This window comes from Lentzea sp. NBRC 105346, assembly GCF_030269605.1.
Taxonomy (GTDB): domain Bacteria; phylum Actinomycetota; class Actinomycetes; order Mycobacteriales; family Pseudonocardiaceae; genus Lentzea.
Window position 1 is genome coordinate 324876 of record NZ_BSTQ01000004.1, and the last position, 18173, is coordinate 343048.

Here is an 18173-nt window from a genome sequence, read left to right on the forward strand (position 1 = left end):
GCCGTATCGACGGGTATGGACGCTGATGTGAAGCTCGCCGACCTGGCGCCCTCCACCGACTCCGCGGTCATGTGGTGGTTCGACCTCACGACCAACTCCGGCACGTGGATGCCGGGCATGAGCGACCTGCTCGGCGTGGCCGGGGACCCGCTGGTCCGGGAACGGCTGGAGGAGCTGGTCGAACCGCTCGTCGTGGCCGCGCGCACCGCGTCGGTGTGGCAGGACTTCACCCTCGAACAGCCGTATCCGCTGCCCGACGGGTCGACGAGGTGGATCCAGCTGCGGGCGTGCGTGTCCGGTGACGCATGCGCGAAAGGCCTGACCGGCGTCGCCACCGACGTGACGAGGCGGCACTCCGACCAGCGGGCGCTGGCCGACCTCGCCGACCGCTACCGCCTGCTCGTAGAGCTCAGCCCCGACGCGATCGCGGTGCACGAGAACGGCGTCCTGACTTACACCAACCCGGCCGGCGTCCGGTTCCTCGGGGCGGGCTCGGCGGCGGAGATCGTGGGCCGGCCCATCACCGACTTCGTCCACCCCGCCTCGGTTCCGGACATGCTGCGACGCATCGACGCGCTGGACACGCCGGGTGCGGCGTCCGAGCCGGCCGAGGCCACCATCGTGCGGTTCGACGGCGGCACCGTCGACACCGTGGCGGTGTCCGTGCGGACGACGTGGGAGGGACGGCCCGCGTTCCAGGTGATCCTGCGCGACGTCACCGTGCAGAAGGCCGCCGAGGCGACGCTGCACTACCAGGCGGCGCTGGTCGCGCACGTCAGCGACGCGATCATCGCGACGACCGCGGACGGCGTGGTGACGACGTGGAACCCGGCCGCCGAGACCGTGTACGGCCGGCCGGCCGTGGAGGCGGTGGGCAGGCACGTGGGCACGGTCGTCGGCGCTCCGCTCGACCCGCCCGGGATTCTGCGGCTGGGCGGGCTGACCCGTGCCGTGCACCGGCGGTCCGACGGATCGACGCTGCTCATGCGGGTCTCCGTCGCGGAGATGGACGGCGGGTACGTTCTGGTCTGCGCGGACGAGACCGCACGGCGTCGCGCGGAGCAGCACTTCACGACCGTGGTCGCCTCGCTGGAGGAGGGTGTCCTGGTCGTGGGGCCGACCGGTCTCATCGAGTCGGCCAACCCGGCGGCGGTCCGCATCCTCGGTGTCCACGAGGACCAGCTCGTGGGTACGCCGACGACCGCCCTCGAGGTGTACGACGAGCGCGGCGCGCTGTTGGCTGAAGCGGACCACCCGTCCGTGCGGACCCGGCGCACCGGACTGCCGCACAACGGGCAGGTGGTGCGGGTGCGCACGCCCGACGGGCGGGACATCTGGCTGGCCTTGAGCTGCCGGCCGCTCACCCACGTCACCACGTTCCCGCCCGCCGTGGTGGTCTCGTTCACCGACATCACCGAGCGCAGGTCGATCGCCGCCCGGCTGGAGCACGACGCCACGCACGACACGGTCACCGGACTGGCCAACCGCGCCGTCGTGATCCGCCACCTCGACGCGCGCTCGAGCGGCATGTCGGTGCTGTTCATCGACCTGGACAAGTTCAAGGTCATCAACGACTCGCTGGGCCACTCGTGCGGCGACAAGGTGCTGCGGATCGCGGGAGAGCGGTTGCGCAGCCGGTCCAGGCGAGGCGACCTGGTCGGCCGGCTCGGCGGCGACGAGTTCGTGGTCGTCACCAGCGCCACCACCCACGGCGACGTGTGCGCACTCGCCCAGAACCTGCGGGACGCGATCGCCGCGCCGATGCTCGTGGACGGACGGCAGCTGCACCTCGACGCCAGCATCGGCATCGTCACTGTCGAACGCCGCGACGCGCGGGACGGCGAGGACATCCTGCGCGACGCCGATGTCGCCATGTACCAGGCGAAAGCACAGGGCCGCGGCAGGCACGTGTTCTTCGACGTCGACCTGCGCGAACGCGTGCAACGCAGGCTGCAGCTTGAGCAGGACCTCCGCGACGCCGCGCGCAACGACCAGCTTTCCGTTGTGTACCAACCGATCGTGGACCTGCGCTCGGAGCGGGTGGTGTCGTTCGAGGCGCTGCTGCGGTGGACGCACCCCGTGCAGGGCGCGATCTCGCCCGCCGAGTTCATCCCGCTCGCCGAGGAGAGCGATCTGATCAACCTGCTCGGCCGGCACGTGCTGCGGACGACGGCGGACCAGGTGACCGGCCTGCGGGCCCGCGTCGGCGACGGTTGTCACCTCGCGGTGAACCTGTCCCCGAGGCAGCTCGACGATCCCCGGCTCGTGCCCGCCGTACGGGAGGTGCTGCACACGACAGGGCTGGCCCCAGGCACGCTGTGCCTGGAGATCACCGAGAACGCCCTGATGAAGGACCCGGCCGTCGCGGCCCGCACGGTCAGCGCGTTGCGTGACCTCGGGGTGCGGCTCGCCATCGACGACTTCGGCACCGGCTACTCGTCGCTGGCCCAGCTGCGCAGGCTGCCACTGGACCAGCTGAAGATCGACCAGTCGTTCGTCGCCGCGCTGGGCGACTGCCGCGACGCCGAAGCCATCGTCGGCAGCATCATCGGGATGGCGCACGCGGTGAACCTCACCGTCGTGGCCGAGGGCGTCGAGACCGAGCGCCAGCTCGACGTCCTGCGGCGCCTGGAATGCGACCAGGTGCAGGGCTTCCACATCGGCAGGCCGGCCCCGCTCTAGGTACGCAGCTCCACCTGCCAGACCTGCTGTCCGGGCTTGCGCAGCAGCTCCATGCCGCCGACCATCCGCAACCGGATCCGACCCATCGCGTCCGCGCCGACCGCGCTCACCTCGCCGACGGGCCCGGCCGTGCCGTAGAGCCGGATCTGTTGCCCCGTGGTCAGTTCCGCGGCGGGCGTGCGCTGCGTGTTCACCGCTTGCGAGGCGGGCAACCGGCGCGTACACAACTTCCACAGCAGGTAAGCCAACGGCGGTGCGACGACCGGCAGCGCCGGCGCCGCCGCGGCCAGCGGCACCGCGGCCGACAAAGCCGCCAGCGCGGCCCAGACCCCGGAGCTCACCGGCATGTTCCCGAGCTGCACACCCGCGGTCGCGCGCACCGTGCCGTCCGGCCGCAGACCCTCCGGCGCGGTTCCGTCTGCTAACCGCACCTCCGGCGCCATCTCGACGGTCGCCTGGTCCGAGGTGGCGAGCTCGACGAGCTTGGTGTCCGCCGTGACACCGTGCCCGCAGCCGGTGCAGGCGAGGCGCAGCCCGGTCGGCGACTCCGCGTCCGGCCACACGCGCAGCACGCCGTGCCCGCCGGGGCAGTGGTACGCGGCCGGACCCTGCTGCAACCTGTGCAACGCCTGGGCGGCGGGACTCTGCATCAGCCTGCGGGTCACATCTTCCTCCAGCGCAGGTCGCCGTTTCCGGTCAACGCGCACACCGTCGGAGCACTGTCCGCGTACGCGGCGATCTCGCCCTGGTAGGTGCACGGAGCACCCACTTGCGTGGTCGTCGACGGTGCCGGCTGCTGTTGCTCAGTCACCACAACGGTCGTCGGCTGCTGCACGGGGGGCGGCGCGGCCGTCACGACCTTCGTCACCGCGCCCGCCGCGGTGCCGCGCGGGTTCGCGGCCGGGGCCTCCACCACGACCGGCGGAGCCGCCTTGGTGCTCGGCACCGGCCGTGGCGTCACCGGAGCGAGCGCCTCCGCGGCGTGGTGCGCCGGAGGCTGCGGCGCGGACATGGACATGAACGCGATCGGGGCGAGCAGGGAGCCGCCCAGCACCGGCAGTACACGGGACCAGGTCGGCAGGCGCCACCACATGCGCAGGATCGCGGGCGGCGTCTCGTGTTGCTGAATCAAAGTGTCTCCAGGGACAACTGTGTTGTTGCCCGCGAGATCGATCACGAAGCGCCGTGCGTTATCCAATCCGAAGATGATCACTCATTCGAGTGGCAAGTGGACAGTCCGATGTAGATCGGAGGCAACCGAGGTGCTCCCGTGACGCGACCGCCACCACAACGGCGTCGGGTCGTACTTGAACGGCCACCGGAACGGGTGGTGTGCGGACACTCGGCCCGAAGGGATCTCATGAACCAGCAAACGGCTCCCCAGGATCTTTCGTTCGTCCCCACCGTTGTGCCGCCCCCGGTTCTTCAGCCCTCACCCAGGCCCCGCCGGCGCTGGCCGTGGGTGGTGGCGGTGGCGGTGGCTCTGTTCACCGGGGTCGGGATCGGCGGCGCGGCAGAGAGCACGGAGAACATCGGTGTGGCGCAGCAGTCGGCCCCGGTGACCATGACCGTCACCGCCCCGGCGAAGACGATCACGCAGACTGTCACCGCCCCTGCGCAGACGATCACGCAGACCGCGACGGCGTCGAAACCGGCCGAAGCGCCCGTCGTCGCGGGCACGCGCACCGAGTTCGGGGCGGGCACCTACGAGGTCGGCACCGACATCAAGGCGGGCAAGTACAAGACGTCCGGACCGGACGGGTCGGGGTGGGTTCGGTCGTGCTACTGGGCGCGCAACAAGGACTCGTCGGGCTCGTTCGACGCGATCATCGCGAACGACAACATCGAAGGGCCGGGCACGTTGACCGTCAACAGCGGTGAGGTGCTCCAACTGTCGGGTTCGTGCGTCTGGAAGCTGGCGGGCTAGGCGCGCCGCCTTGCGAAGACGCGCAAGAGCACGCCCGCCCCCACCAGTAGTAGGCCGATGGCCAGCAGCGGCCAGATGTCGTCGCCGGTCACCGCGAGCGGCGCGCTGGCCGGTGGTATCGGCGTCGGTGCCACCTCGGCGCTCGCCGAGTCGGGCGGGATCACGACCGGTGGCTCTCCGGGTAGCGAGTAGGTCGCGGTCGCCGTGTTCACGACGCCCGCGGTCAGTCCCGCGGTCGCGCAGTAAACGGTCTTCTCGGCCCCCGAGGCCAGGGCGAAGGCCGGCGTGACGCAACCGGGCTCGATCGCGTCCTGCACGGTCACCTCGCCGAGGTCGACCTCACCGGTGTTGACGACGGTGATGCGCCAGTCGGCCGTTCCGCCACTGTGGACGGTCACCAGCTCGCCCCAGAGGTCGCAGGCACCCGCCAGGCAGACCTCCTTCCGCACGGTCAGGTCGGCCACCCGCACCCTGGCGTCGTCGGGTGGAGTGGACAGCGGTGGGGTGGTGGCGGGCGCGCCGGGTGGCACGTACTGCCCGGTCACCGTGTTCGTCATCCCCGCCGTGACGTTGGTGGTCGAGCAGGTGAACGTCGTGGACGCGCCGGCCGCGAGGTCGATGCCGCCGGTCGAGCACGACGGCTCGACGGCGTCGTCGAGCATGATCCCGGTGAGGTCGACCTCGCCGGTGTTCGTCACCGTGATCCGCCAGCGTGCGGTGCCGCCCCGCTGGATGACGTGGTCGTCACCCCATGTCGTGCAATCCGCTGACTGGCAGATGTCCTTGCGCACCAACAGATCCGACACCTTCGCGGTCGCGTCGGCCGGAGCGGTGACGATCGGCGGGGTGCTGGGCGGTGAGCCCGGCGGGACGTACGCCGCGGTCACCGCGTTGGTCTTGGTCGCGGTGACGTTGGCCGTCGAACAGTAGACGACCTTCGACGCGCCCTTGGCCAGATCGAACGCCGCCGGGACGCACGACGGCTCGGCCGGATCGTTCACCACGATGCCCGTGAGGTCGACGTCGCCGGAATTGGTCACCGTGATCCGCCAGTGCGCCGTCGCGCCCTTCGGCAGGGTCGCCGTGTCCACCCACGGGCCGGTGCCGCAGTCCGCCGCGGTCAACGACGAGCAGATCTCCTTCTGCACCTGGAGATCCGTCACGTTCACCGACGCCTCGGCGTCCTCGGTGACGTCCGGCCACCCCATCATCCCGAACGTTGCCGTGACCTCGTTCGTCACGCTTCCCGTCACGCCGTCGGTCGAGCAGTAGAACGAGGCCGACGCACCGACCGCGAGATCGAACACCGTGTCACAGCTCGGCTCGTCCGCGTCGGTCAGGGTGACACCGGTCAGGTCGACATCACCGGTGTTGGTCGCGGTGATCCGCCAGTGCACCGACGAGCCGCTCGGGATGTTCGCGACGAGGCCCCACGGCCCCGGACCACCTGGTCCGCAGTCGGTGTCGCTCAGTGACGCGCAGACCTCCTTGACCAGCTCCAGCCCGTACACGTTCGCGGTAGCGCTCGCCGGCGCCGTCACGACCGGTTCGGTGCTCGGTGGCGCACCCGGCGGTACGTACTGCGCGGTCGCGCTGTTGGTCGTGTTCGTCGTGAGGTTCGTGGTGGAGCAGTTGACCGTCTTCGACTCGTTCACGGCCAGGTCGAACGATGCCCCGGCGCACGATGCCTCGACGGGATCGTTCAACGCGATGCCCGTCAGTCCGATCTCGCCGGTGTTGGTCACCGTGATCCGCCAGTACGCGGTCGAGCCCGTCATCAGGCTCGCCGTGTCGCTCCACGGACCGTCGCCGCAGTCCGTGTCGGTGCAGACCTCCTTGTCCACAGCCAGGTTCGTCACGACGACCGTCGCCGAGTCGGGCGGGGTCGTCGCCGGCGTTCCCGACCCCGGCGGCACGTACTGCGCGGTCACGGTGTTCGTCCGGCCGGTCGTGACGTTGGCCGTCGAGCAGTAGAACGCCTTCGATTCGTCGACGGCCAGGTCGAACGAGGTGACGCACGACGCCTCGGCCGGATCGTCCAACGTGATGCCGGTCAGGTCGACGTCACCGGTGTTGGTCACCGTGATCCGCCACTGTGCGGTCGACCCGCTCGGCAGGTTCGCCGTCTCCGCCCACGGGCCGGTGGTGCCCGAACAGTCCACCGCGGTGCAGACTTCCTTCGCCACGGCCAGGTTCGTCACCTTCACCGTCGCGGAGTCCGGTGCCGTCGTCTGCAGAGCACCGCCCGGCGGCGTGAACGTGGCCGTCACCGTGTTCGTGACGCTGTCCGTCACCCCGGCCGTCGAGCAGTAGAACGTCTTCAGCTCACCGACGATCAGGTCGAACGACCCCGCGGCTGTCGCACACCCCGGTTCGGCCGCATCGTTCAGCACGATGCCGGTCAGGCCGACGTCGCCGGTGTTGGTGGCGGTGATCCGCCAGTACGCGGTGGAGCCGCTCGGAATGTTGGCCGTCTCGACCCACGAACCGCAGGTCGCCGAGGCGCAGGCCTCCTTCGCCAGCACGAGCCCGAAGACCGTCGCGGTCGCGCTGTCCGGACCGCTCACAACAGGTTCCGTGTCCAAGGGAGCACCTGGTGGCAGGTACTGCGCGGTCACGGTGTTCGTCTTGTTCACGCTGAGGTTCGCGGTGGAACAGTTGACCGTCTTCGATTCGTTCACGGCCAGGTCGAACGGCGCCGCGACGCACGATGCCTCGGCGGCGTCGTTCAGCGTGATGCCGGTGAGGTCGACTTCGCCGGTGTTGGTGACCGTGATCTGCCACTGCGCGGTCGAACCGGTCGGGAGGGTCGCCGTGTCACCGCAGTCGGTGGCGGTGCAGATGTCCTTGGCTACGGTCAGGTTCGTGACTTTGACGGTCGCGGAGTCAGGAACCGTGGTCACCTCGGTGCCACCAGGCGGGGTGTACGTAGCGGTGACCGTGTTCGTCCGGCCGGTTGTGACGTTGGCTGTCGAGCAGTAGAAGACCTTCGACGCGCTCACGGCCAGGTCGAACGAGGTGACACACGTGGCCTCGGCCGGATCGTTCAACGTGATGGCGGTGAGGTCGACGTCGCCGGTGTTGGTGGCGGTGATCCGCCAGTACGCGGTGGTGCCGCTCGGGATGTTGGCGGTCTCCACCCAGGGACCGGTCGAGGCACAGTCCGCCGCGACGAGCGAGGAGCAGACTTCCTTTGCCAGCACCAGACCGAAGACGGTCGCGGTCGCGCTGTCCGGAGCGCTCACAACAGGTTCCGTACCCAGGGCAGCGCCTGGTGGCAGGTACTGCGCGGTCGCGGTGTTCGTCTTGTTCGTAGTGACGTTAGCGGTGGAGCAGTTGACCGTCTTGGACTCGTTCACGGCGAGGTCGAACGGCGCGACGACACACGATGCCTCACCGGGGTCGTTGAGGGTGATGCCGGTGAGGTCGACTTCGCCGGTGTTGGTGACTGTGATCTGCCACTGCGCGGTCGAACCGGTGGGCAGGGTCGCGGTGTCGCTACAGCCGACGCCGGTGCAGATGTCCTTGACCACAGCCAGGTTCGTGACTTTGACGGTCGCGGAGTCAGGGACCGTGGTCACCTGGCTGCCGCCGGGCGGGGTGTAGGTCGCCGTGACCGTGTTCGTCAGGCCTGCCGTCACCGTGGTGGTGGTGCAGTGGAACGTCTTCGTCGCACCGGCCGCGAGGTCGAACGAGGTGATGCACGAGGCCTCGGACGGATCGTTCAAAGTGACGCCGGTGAGGTCGACATCGCCGGTGTTGGTGGCGGTGATCCGCCAGTACGCGGTGGAGCCGCTCGGGATGTTGGCGGTCTCCACCCAGGGACCGGCCGAGGCACAGTCCGCCGCAATGAGCGAGGAGCAGACTTCCTTCGCCACCACGAGACCGAAGACGGTGGCGGTCGCGCTGTCCGGTGCGGTCACGATCGGCTCGGTGCCGGACGGAGCGCCTGGCGGCAGGTACTGCGCGGTCGCGGTGTTCGTCTTGTTCACGCTGAGGTTCGCGGTGGAGCAGTTGACCGTCTTGGACTCGTTCACGGCCAGGTCGAACGGCGCGACGACACACGATGCCTCACCGGGGTCGTTGAGCACGATGCCAGTGAGGTCGACTTCGCCAGTGTTGGTCACCGTGATCCGCCACTGCGCGGTCGAACCGGTCGGCAGGGTCGCGCTGTCGCTACAGCCGACGCCGGTGCAGATGTCCTTGACTACAGCCAGGTTCGTGACTTTGACGGTCGCGGAGTCAGGCGCCGTGCTCACCTGGCTGCCGCCGGGCGGGGTGTAGGTAGCGGTGACCGTGTTCGTCCGGCCGGTTGTGACGTTGGCCGTCGAGCAGTAGAAGACCTTCGACGCGCTCACGGCCAGGTCGAACGAGGTGACGCACGAGGCCTCGGCCGGATCGTTCAAAGTGACGCCGGTGAGGTTGACGTCACCGGTGTTGGTGGCGGTGATCCGCCAGTAAGCGGTGGAACCGCTGGGCAGGTTGGCCGTTTCCACCCACGGCCCCGAAGCGCATCCGGTCAGCGCCGAGCAGACCTCCTTGGCCAGGACGAGACCGTAGACGTTCACGGTCGCACCGTCCGGCGCCGTCACCACCGGGGCCGTGCCGGCCGGCGCACCCGGCGGCACGTACTGCGCGGTCGCCGTGTTCGTCCTGTTCGCCGAGACGTTCGCGGTCGAGCAGTAGAACGTCTTGGTCGCACCCGCGGTCAGGTCGAACGACGCCACGGCACACGATGCCTCGGCCGCGTCGTTCAGCGCGATCGCGGTCAGGTCGGCTTCGCCGGTGTTGGCCACCGTGATCCGCCAGTAGACGGCCGACCCGGCCGAGGCGGTCAGGTTCTCCTGCCACGGACCGGTTCCGCCGGCGACGCAGTCGGCCGCGAGCGACGACCCGCACACCTCCTTGGCGACGGTCAGCCGGGACACCCGTACGCGCGCGTCATCGGGCGCGGTCACCACCTGGGACAAGCCCGGCGGGGTGTACTGCGCGGTGACGGTGTTCGTGCTGCCCGCGGCCACGTTCGCGGTCGAGCAGTAGAAGGACGCGGAAGCCCCGGCGGCCACGGAGAACGGCCCGGTGGCGCAGGCGGGGTGGGCCGCGTCGTTGATCGTGATACCGGTGAGGTCGACGCTGCCGGTGTTGGTCACCGTGATCTTCCAACGGACCGTGGTGCCCGCCGGGATCGTCGCGAGCTCCACCCACGGCCCCGCCCCTCCCGCACCACAGTCCGCCGCGACGAGCGAGGAACAGACCTGCTTGGCGATCGTGAGCGCGTGCACGTCGGCGCGTGCGGTGTCCGGTGCGGTGTCGACGGGTGGTGAACCCGCCGGCGCGCTCAGCGGCACGAACCGGGCCGTCACGCTGTTCACCAGCGCCGTGGTGAGGTTCGGCGACGAGCAGTAGAAGGTGAGGGTCTGCCCGGCGAGCACGGTGAACGTCCCCGCCGCGGTCACGCAGGAGGGCGCCGCCGGGTCGTTCAGCGTCACCCCCGGAATGTCCACAGTGGTCGGATTGCTCACCTTGATCCGCCAGTACGCGGTGCTTCCCGACGGGATGAGGGTGTTCTCCGCCCACGGACCGGTGCCGCCGGAGCCGCAGTTCGCCGGTGTGGTGGAGGTGCACACCTCCTTCACCACGTTCAGCGTGGGCAGTGGAACGGAGAACGCCACCTGCTGGGCGAGGTAGGAGTCACCGGTGGTGTTGAGCTGCAGCGTGAGGCTGTTCGCCCCGACGGGCACCGTGCCCGCCGGCAGCACGAAGTCCTTGGCGTCGACCGAGAAGTTGTTGGGGGTGTTGGGATTCACCGGCCCCGCGGCGCTGTCGACGAAGAAGTTCCCCGAGCCGGTGCCGGTGGGTTCGGCGATCGGGGTTCCGTTGATGAGGAACTGGTCGCCGCTGATGCCCCAGTCACCCTCGTAGGCCGTGACGCCGGCGCGCAGCGGGCCGCCGGGGTACCGGAAGCCGCTGATCGGCACGGTAGTGGGAGGCTGCAGGCTGTCCTGACGGACGTGGCCGTCGTAGATGAAGATCTCGCGCGGCACCGGTGCGTAGGTCGGTTCGGGCTGCGGATACGTGTACACGAGGGTCAACGACCAGCCGCCGAAGCAGTTGTATCCCTCTGGCGTCCAGACATTTCCCACCGTGACGGTGATCGGGGACCCCGTCGAGGCGCCGGAGAAGAGCGAGGTGATCTCGGCGGACGCGCTGTAGTACTGGGCCTCCGTCAGCGCGGCTACCGGCTCGTTCACGAATGTCTGCGGAGCCACGGCGGTGGTCGTGCCGGTGCCCAGCCGGACGCTCACCGACTGGGTCTGGGGAGTTCCGGGAGGCGGGGTCGCGTACTCGCCGATCGACAGGCCGTTGCCGCTGCACAGCGGATAGACGAGTGTGCCGTCGGAGTCCGTGTAACGGCCGGTGTCGCCCGCCCAGTACAGGCGGACGTAGTCGATCGTCGCGCCGGGCGGGACGGTGACGCTCGCCGAGCTCGAGTCGAACGTCGCCGGGTTCGAGTCGATGTCGGCCCACGCCATCGCGTACTCGTCGTTCACCGCGTCGGTGTCGATCCGGTTGGCGCCGTCCGAGCAGGGGACCGAGGTGAGCGGGGACGCCGTGGCCGGGCACTTCGTCACCGAGTTGCCGATGATGTTGAAGTCGCCGTAGACGACCTTGTCGTACACCTGGGTGAACGGGGTGACGATGCCGGCCGAGGCCGAGCCGGTCGTCACCGTCGCAGATCCGGCGACCAGGACGAGGATGACCAGCAGGCGCGTCACCGACCGGAGCACGCGGGAGCCTCGCCGTGCGGGCATGTGGTGCCTCCGGTCCCCGCCGACCCGGCGGTCGTGTGGACTCGTACCCAGGTACAGACCCGAAAACGATCAGCGGATGACGTGGCAATACCGCAAATGCGGGATTCCCTATTGACGTCGACGCTCATTACGCGTGTTTTCGGGGGATTTTGTTCACGCGATGAGGTGGGATTCCTGCAATGGTGTGAGATCAAGACCGGAAGTAGCATTTCGAGTCAGACCGGCTGACCTGTGGCTGTCGTCAGTGGTCCTCGTGTAGAACGACAATGAGAGGCTTGCCATGCAAATTGGTACCGGTTATAGGCTTCGAACCGCATTTGGTGCATTGGTCGCCGCGACGGCCATGGCAGTGCTCACCGCCGGTCCGGCCGGCGCCGCTGACACCACGACGACGTTCACCGTCACCGGTGGCGCTCTGCTGATCACCGCACCGGCGACGGCGGACCTCGGCAGCGGTGGGCCGGGATCCCCGATCAGCTCGGCTCTCGGAGCCGTCACCGTCACCGACGGGCGGGCCCTGCTCGCTCCCACCTGGGCGGCCACGGTCACCTCCGGCGACTTCACCACCGGTGGCGCGACGGCCGATGAGACGATCGCCAACACCCTCGTGGACTACTGGTCGGGACCCGCGACCGCGACGACCGGCTCCGGCACCACGTTCGCGCCCGGACAGGCCAACGCCGCCGCCGCAGTGCCGCTGAGCGAGACCCCGACGGCGTTCGCCCTCACCGCCGGTGTCGGCAACAACTCGGCGACCTGGAACCCGACGCTGGTCGTCAACGTCCCGGCACAGGCGGTCGGTGGCCTCTACACCGGAACGGTGACGCATTCGATGGCGTGACCGGGCCGCTCGGCTGTTCGTAGTACTCGTGGTCGCCGCGCTCGTGCAGAGCGCGGCGACCACAACATGTTGGTCTGCGACACCGGACGGGAAGCCCGGCGACTCAATCGGAATCAAGCTGCTCGATGCCCCTACGAACAGGCGGGACGACCCCAGGGCCAAGACCTACATCATCGACTTCCTGCCGCCCAACTCCGTGATCCAGAGACGGGTGGAGGTATCGAACACCACGGACGAGACGAAGTCCTTCGATGTCTATGCGGCCGCGGCCGACATTCGGGACGCCAAGTTCGTCTTCGGCAACGCTCGCACGGCCAACGAGCTGTCCAGCTGGGTTTCGTTCGACCGCACCCACTTCGACCTGCCCGCCCACAGCACGACCACGGTGCTGGCGACGATCACGGTTCCCCTGCACGCGACAGGTGGAGAGCAGTACGCCGTGATCTGGGCGGAGGTCGCCGCGCCACCCGGCGCCTCGGGGAACATCGGCATGATCAACAGGGTCGGCGTTCGGATCTACCTCGACGTCGGCCCCGGTGGCGAGCCCAAGACGGACTTCGAGATCGAGAGCATCACCCCGGCACGGACCGACGACGGGCGACCCGAGATCCGCGCGCAGGTGCACAACACCGGTGGGCGGGCGATCGACGTGAGCGGAACGCTGTCGCTGTCGGACGGGCCGGGAGCGTTGAGCGCGGGCCCGTTCAACCTGTCCGTCGGCACGACGATCGGGCCGGGAGGCAGGGCGGAGGTCAAGGTCCTGCTCGACAAGCGACTGCCGGTCGGCCCCTGGAAGGCGGAGCTGAGCCTGGCGAGTGGTCTCATCACCCGGACCGTGAACGCGGTGATCACCTTTCCCAGCTCGCCCGGTGTCGGCGAGACGGTCACAACGCAGTCGCCCTACCCCAAGCTGTTGCTGATCGGACTGGCGGGGCTCCTCGCGGTGGCGTGCACGGCATTGCTCTGGATCGGCATTCTCGCGTGGCGACGTCGCCGACGGGAACGCGAAGAGGCCAAGCAGTGGTAGTCATTTTTGATTATGGCGAAACCGTGAAGATCACTCCTTTTGGTGGTTGGCCGGATAGGTCAATGCACAGGGGGATGGGGAACTAAATAATCCCTCTGGTTGTGCGAGCGGAGAGCGGTCGGCAACGGCTCGCGCGTCGTTTCCTGACGAGTTGGGGTGGTGGCGTTGCAGCGGCGGGTTTTGGCCAGGCTGGTGGTCGCGGTCTTGCTGGTGACTTGCATGCCTCTCGTCTTTCCCGGCATGTCCGCGGCGGCCACCCCACTCGTGATCACGAGCGCGGACCACGCTCGGTTCTCGGTGGGGCGGTCGGACGCCTTCACGTTCACCGCGACCCGTTCGCTGTCACCAGAGCTCACCGCGGCCGGCGCGTTGCCCGACGGCGTCGAGTTCACCGACAACGGCGACGGAACGGCAACGCTGTCCGGAACGCCCAGGACCGAGGGCACGTACCCCCTGACCATCAACGCCGAGGACCCCACCGGTCGAACCACCGAGCAGCGGTTCCTCCTGGCCGTCGGGGAGGGCTGGTACAACGCGAGCTGGACGCGGCGCAAGCCGATCACGATCAGCCGCACCATGGTGTCCGGGACGGTGACCAACTTCCCCGTGACGATCCGGAGGTCCTCCGACTCCGACCTGGCCGCCAGGGCGCAGGCGGACGCCGACGACATCCTGTTCACCGACTCGGACGGGGTCACCAAGCTCAACCACCAGATCCAGTCGTACACGTCGGCGACCGGGGTGCTGTGGGCCTGGGTTCAGGTGCCGTCGTTGACCGACACTGCCGACCACACGCTCTACATGTACTACGGCAACGCCTCGGCGACCAGCCAGCAGAACGCCACCGCGGTGTGGGACTCGAACCACAAGTCCGTCTGGCACCTGTCCGAGGCCGTCAGCGCGACCGCGGGCAACTTCAAGGACTCCACCAGCAACGCCAACCACGCGTCGTACCAGGGCTCGACCGGCATGACCACGGACGCCGAAGGCGGCGTCGTCCTCGACGGCGTCAACGACTACCTGTCGACCACGACCCAGCAGACCAACCCGCAGGTCTTCACCATCGAGGCATGGGTGAAAACCAGTACCGCGTCGGGTAAACCGATCTTCAACTTCGAGTCGACGCAGACCGGTACCGCGGCAACGCTCTTCGACCGGAACCTGAACATCGGCACCGACGGCAAGGCCTACTTCGCCCTGTGGGACGGCACCGCCGGTCACGTGGCCTCCGGCGGCACCAACCTGGCCACCGGCGTCTGGCACTTCCTCGTCGCCACGTACGACACCACCGGTGACGCCATGAACCTTTACGTGGACGGCAACCTGGTCGGCACCAGCACCAGCACCCAGGCCGAGACCAACAACGGGTGGTGGCGCCTGGGCAGCTACCACGTGTCCGACAACACCGCCGGCGTCGACGGATACTTTCCAGGCACCATCTCCGAACCCCGTGTCTCCAACGTCGTCCGCAACGCCAACTGGGTGACCACCAACTTCCGCACCCAGAACAACCCCTGGGCGTACACGACGTTCGGCACGGAGCAGTCCCTCTCCGCACCGGCGATCACGAGTGCGACCAGCACCAGCTTCGCCGACGGCGCGGCGGGCACCTTCACCATCACCACGACCGGTGGCCCGACACCGGTCATCACCAAGACCGGCACGTTGCCCGCCGGAGTGACCTTTGTGGACAACGGCGACGGAACGGCCACCCTGTCCGGAACAACCACCAGCGTCGGCGCGTACCCGCTGACCATCACCGCCAGCAACGGGGTCGCGCCCAATGCCACGCAGAACTTCACCCTGAACGTCGTGCCGTCCTGGTACAACGCGAGCTGGCTCTACCGCAAGGCGATCACGATCGACCACACGAAGGTGCCTGCCAACACGACCACCTTCGCGGTACTTATCAGCAGGACTGACTCCGATCTCGCCGCACACGCCCAGTCCGATGCCGACGACATCCTGTTCACCGACACGGACATGATCACCAAGCTCCCGCACGAGATCGAGTCCTACACCTCGGCGTCCGGAATCCTGGTCGCCTGGGTGCAGGTGCCGTCCCTGTCCAGCACGGTCGACAAGACGATCTACATGTACTACGGCAACGCCTCGGCGGCCAACCAGCAGAACGTCAGCGGCACGTGGCGCTCGGAGTACAAGGGCGTCTGGCACCTGTCGCAGAGCCCGACCGCCACCGCGCCGCAGTTCAAGGACTCGACCAGCAACGCGAACCACGGCACCAACCAGGGCTCCATGCCCGCGGGCTCCCAGGTGGCCGGCAAGATCAACGGCAGCATCACCCTCGACGGCAGCAACGACTACATCTCGACCGCCGTCCAGCAGACCAACCCGCAGTCGTTCACGATCGAGGTATGGGTGAAAACCACCTCCCTCCTCGGTAAGCCCATCGTCAACTTCGAGGACATCCAGACCGGCAGTACCGCCACCAACAACTACGACCGCGTCATCTACATCGGCACCGACGGCAAACCCCGGTTCGTCCTGTGGGACGGCAACGCGGATACCGCGGTGGGGCCTACCAGCATCGCGGACAACCAGTGGCACTACCTCGTGGCCACCTACACCGGCACCACGATGAACTTCTACGTGGACGGCGTGGCCGTCACGCCGGTCACCAGTAACAACGCCCAGGTGTACAACGGCTACTGGCGCTTCGGCAGCTACCACGTGGCCCCCTACACCGCCAGCGCCGACGGGTACTTCGCCGGCAGCATCGACGAGGTCCGGGTGTCCACCGGGGCCTGGTCGGCGACGGCCATCACCGCCAGGTACAACAACCAGAGCTCGCCGTCCACGTTCGTCTCGGTCGCGGGCGAGGTGGCGTACAGCGTCGCACCGACGATCACGAGCGCGAACAGCACCTCCTTCGGTGCGACGCTGCCGAGCACCTTCACCATCACGACGACCGGCGCACCGACACCGACGATCAGCATGACCGGCACGCTGCCCAGCGGTGTGTCCTTTGTGGACAACGGCAACGGTACGGCCACCCTGTCCGGCACGCCCGTGTCGACCTCCATCGGCACGTACCCGCTGAGCTTCACCGCCGCCAACGGGGTCAGTCCCAACGCCACGCAGTCGTTCACCCTCACCGTCGTACAGGGGTGGTACAACTCCAGCTGGCGGTATCGCAAGGCGATCACGATCGACCGCACCAAGGTCGGCGCGACCCTGACCAACTTCCCGTTCCTGGTCAGCAGAACCGACTCCGATCTCGCCGCGGACGCCCAGTCCGACGGTGACGACATCCTGTTCACCAGCTCGGACGGCACCACCAAGCTCAACCACCAGATCGAGTCCTTCACCTCGGGCACCGGTGTGCTCGTGAGCTGGGTCAACGTGCCAACGGTGTCCAACACCACGGACACGATCATCTACATGTACTACGGCAACGCCTCGGCGGCCAACCAGCAGAACGCCACCGCGGTCTGGGACTCCGGCTACGACGCCGTCTGGCACCTCTCCGAGGGGCCCACGAGCACGGCCCCGCAGTTCCAGGACTCCACCAGCAACACCAACCACGGCACCGCGCAGGGCCCGATGGCCGCGGGCGCGCAGGTGTCGGGCAAGGTCGACGGTTCGCTGACGCTGGACGGCACCGACGACAACGTCACCACGACGAACCTGCTGACGAACCCGCAGAACTTCATGGAGAGCGTCTGGTTCAGGACGACCTCGACGGCGGGCAAGAAGGTGCTGGGCTTCGAGCAGGTGCAGAGCGGAACGGGCTCGGGCAGCTACGACCGGCACATCTACGTCGGCACCGACAGCAAGGTGTACTTCGGCGTGAACGACGGCGCGGGCAACAACATCACCGTCAACACCGCGGGCACGTACACCGATGGGAACTGGCACCAGGCCGTCGGATATCGCGACGACACCAACGACATCATCGGCCTGTACGTGGACGGAACTCTGCAGGCGACCTCGGTCAGCACGCAGGCGCAGCCCTACAACGGTTATGTGCGCATGGGTTCCTACCGGTCGCTCGGCCCGAACTGGCCGTCGGCGGGCGGTCACGGTTACTTCGCGGGCAGCATCGACGAGGTCCGGTGGGGCAGCACCGTGCGCAGCTCGTCGTACGTCAGCACCCAGTACAACAACCAGAGCTCGCCGTCGACCTTCTTCGCGACGGGCAGCGAGGTGGTCTACACGGCCGCGCCCGCGATCACGAGCGCGAACAGCACGACCTTCACCGCGGGCTCGGCGGGCACCTTCACGGTCACCACGACCGGCGTGCCGACACCGGCCATCAGCAAGACCGGCACGTTGCCCACCGGTGTGACCTTTGTGGACAACGGGGACGGCACGGCGACGCTGTCGGGAACGCCGACGCTCGCGGGCACCTACCCGCTGACGATCACCGCCAGCAGTTCGACCACTCCCAACGCAACCCAGTCCTTCACCCTCACCGTCGCCGGAGGCTCGCTGACGATCAGCCTGCCCGGCACGGCGAACCTGGGCAGCGGCCTGATCGGCAACACGGTCAGCGGTGCGCTCGGTTCGACCCAGGTCATCGACAACCGAGGCGTCGCAAGCGCATCGTGGACCGCCTCGGTGTCCTCCACCACCTTCACCAGTGGCGGCCGGACGGTTCCGCTCGCGAACCTGAAGTACTGGTCCGGGCCGTCCACCTCGACCACCGGCAGCGGCACCTTCACCCCGGGACAGAGCAACTCCGGGGCCGCGCAGGACATGACCACATCCCGCACCGGCTTCACGCAGGCCGGTAGCAACGGCATCAACCAGGCCACCTGGAACCCGACATTCATGGCCACCGTGCCGATAACGGTCATCCCCGGCTCCTATAGCGGAACCGTCACGCACTCCGTCGTTTAGAAACCGGCCTCAGACTTCGAA

8 protein-coding genes are annotated in these 18173 nt (G+C 68.3%); 5 read left to right on the forward strand and 3 right to left on the reverse strand.

What is annotated here, in order from left to right:
• Positions 1-15: 15 nt before the first annotated feature.
• Entirely contained in the window at positions 16-2682 is a 2667-nt protein-coding gene (locus tag QSK35_RS11430) for a sensor domain-containing protein (protein WP_285745056.1), read from the forward strand.
• Here QSK35_RS11430 and QSK35_RS11435 read toward each other — a convergent pair.
• A complete protein-coding gene (locus tag QSK35_RS11435; protein ID WP_285745058.1) occupies positions 2679-3347 on the reverse strand; it encodes a hypothetical protein in 669 nt (222 codons plus the stop codon). The two genes, QSK35_RS11430 and QSK35_RS11435, sit on opposite strands and share 4 nt — an antisense overlap.
• Positions 3344-3814 carry a hypothetical protein gene (locus tag QSK35_RS11440; RefSeq protein ID WP_285745060.1) on the reverse strand — a complete coding sequence of 157 codons (471 nt, stop codon included), beginning with the start codon at positions 3812-3814 and terminating at the stop codon, positions 3344-3346. The genes QSK35_RS11435 and QSK35_RS11440 overlap by 4 nt, the downstream gene beginning before the upstream one ends.
• Positions 3815-4153: 339 nt before the next feature.
• On the opposite strand from QSK35_RS11440, the gene QSK35_RS11445 reads away from it, so the two are divergent.
• Positions 4154-4609, forward strand: coding sequence for an Rv1352/Rv1906c domain-containing protein (locus QSK35_RS11445; RefSeq protein ID WP_285745062.1), 456 nt, complete (start codon positions 4154-4156; stop codon positions 4607-4609).
• On the opposite strand, the gene QSK35_RS11450 is transcribed toward QSK35_RS11445, so the two are convergent.
• On the reverse strand, positions 4606-11421 hold the full coding sequence (locus QSK35_RS11450) for a DUF7617 domain-containing protein (RefSeq protein ID WP_285745064.1): 6816 nt from the start codon (positions 11419-11421) through the stop codon (positions 4606-4608). The genes QSK35_RS11445 and QSK35_RS11450 overlap by 4 nt on opposite strands.
• A 343-nt stretch (positions 11422-11764) precedes the next feature.
• Between QSK35_RS11450 and QSK35_RS11455 the strand changes: the two genes are divergently transcribed.
• The 3 genes from QSK35_RS11455 to QSK35_RS11465 all read left to right on the forward strand — a co-directional run bounded on the left by QSK35_RS11455 (position 11765) and on the right by QSK35_RS11465 (position 18152).
• Positions 11765-12262 (forward strand): hypothetical protein, encoded by a 498-nt coding sequence (locus QSK35_RS11455; RefSeq protein ID WP_285745066.1) that lies wholly within the window; start codon positions 11765-11767, stop codon positions 12260-12262.
• 28 nt (positions 12263-12290) lie between these two features.
• Positions 12291-13289 (forward strand): hypothetical protein, encoded by a 999-nt coding sequence (locus QSK35_RS11460; protein ID WP_285745068.1) that lies wholly within the window; start codon positions 12291-12293, stop codon positions 13287-13289.
• 219 nt (positions 13290-13508) lie between these two features.
• Positions 13509-18152 carry a DUF2341 domain-containing protein gene (locus QSK35_RS11465; protein WP_285745069.1) on the forward strand — a complete coding sequence of 1548 codons (4644 nt, stop codon included), beginning with the start codon at positions 13509-13511 and terminating at the stop codon, positions 18150-18152.
• The last annotated feature ends 21 nt before the right edge of the window (positions 18153-18173 follow it).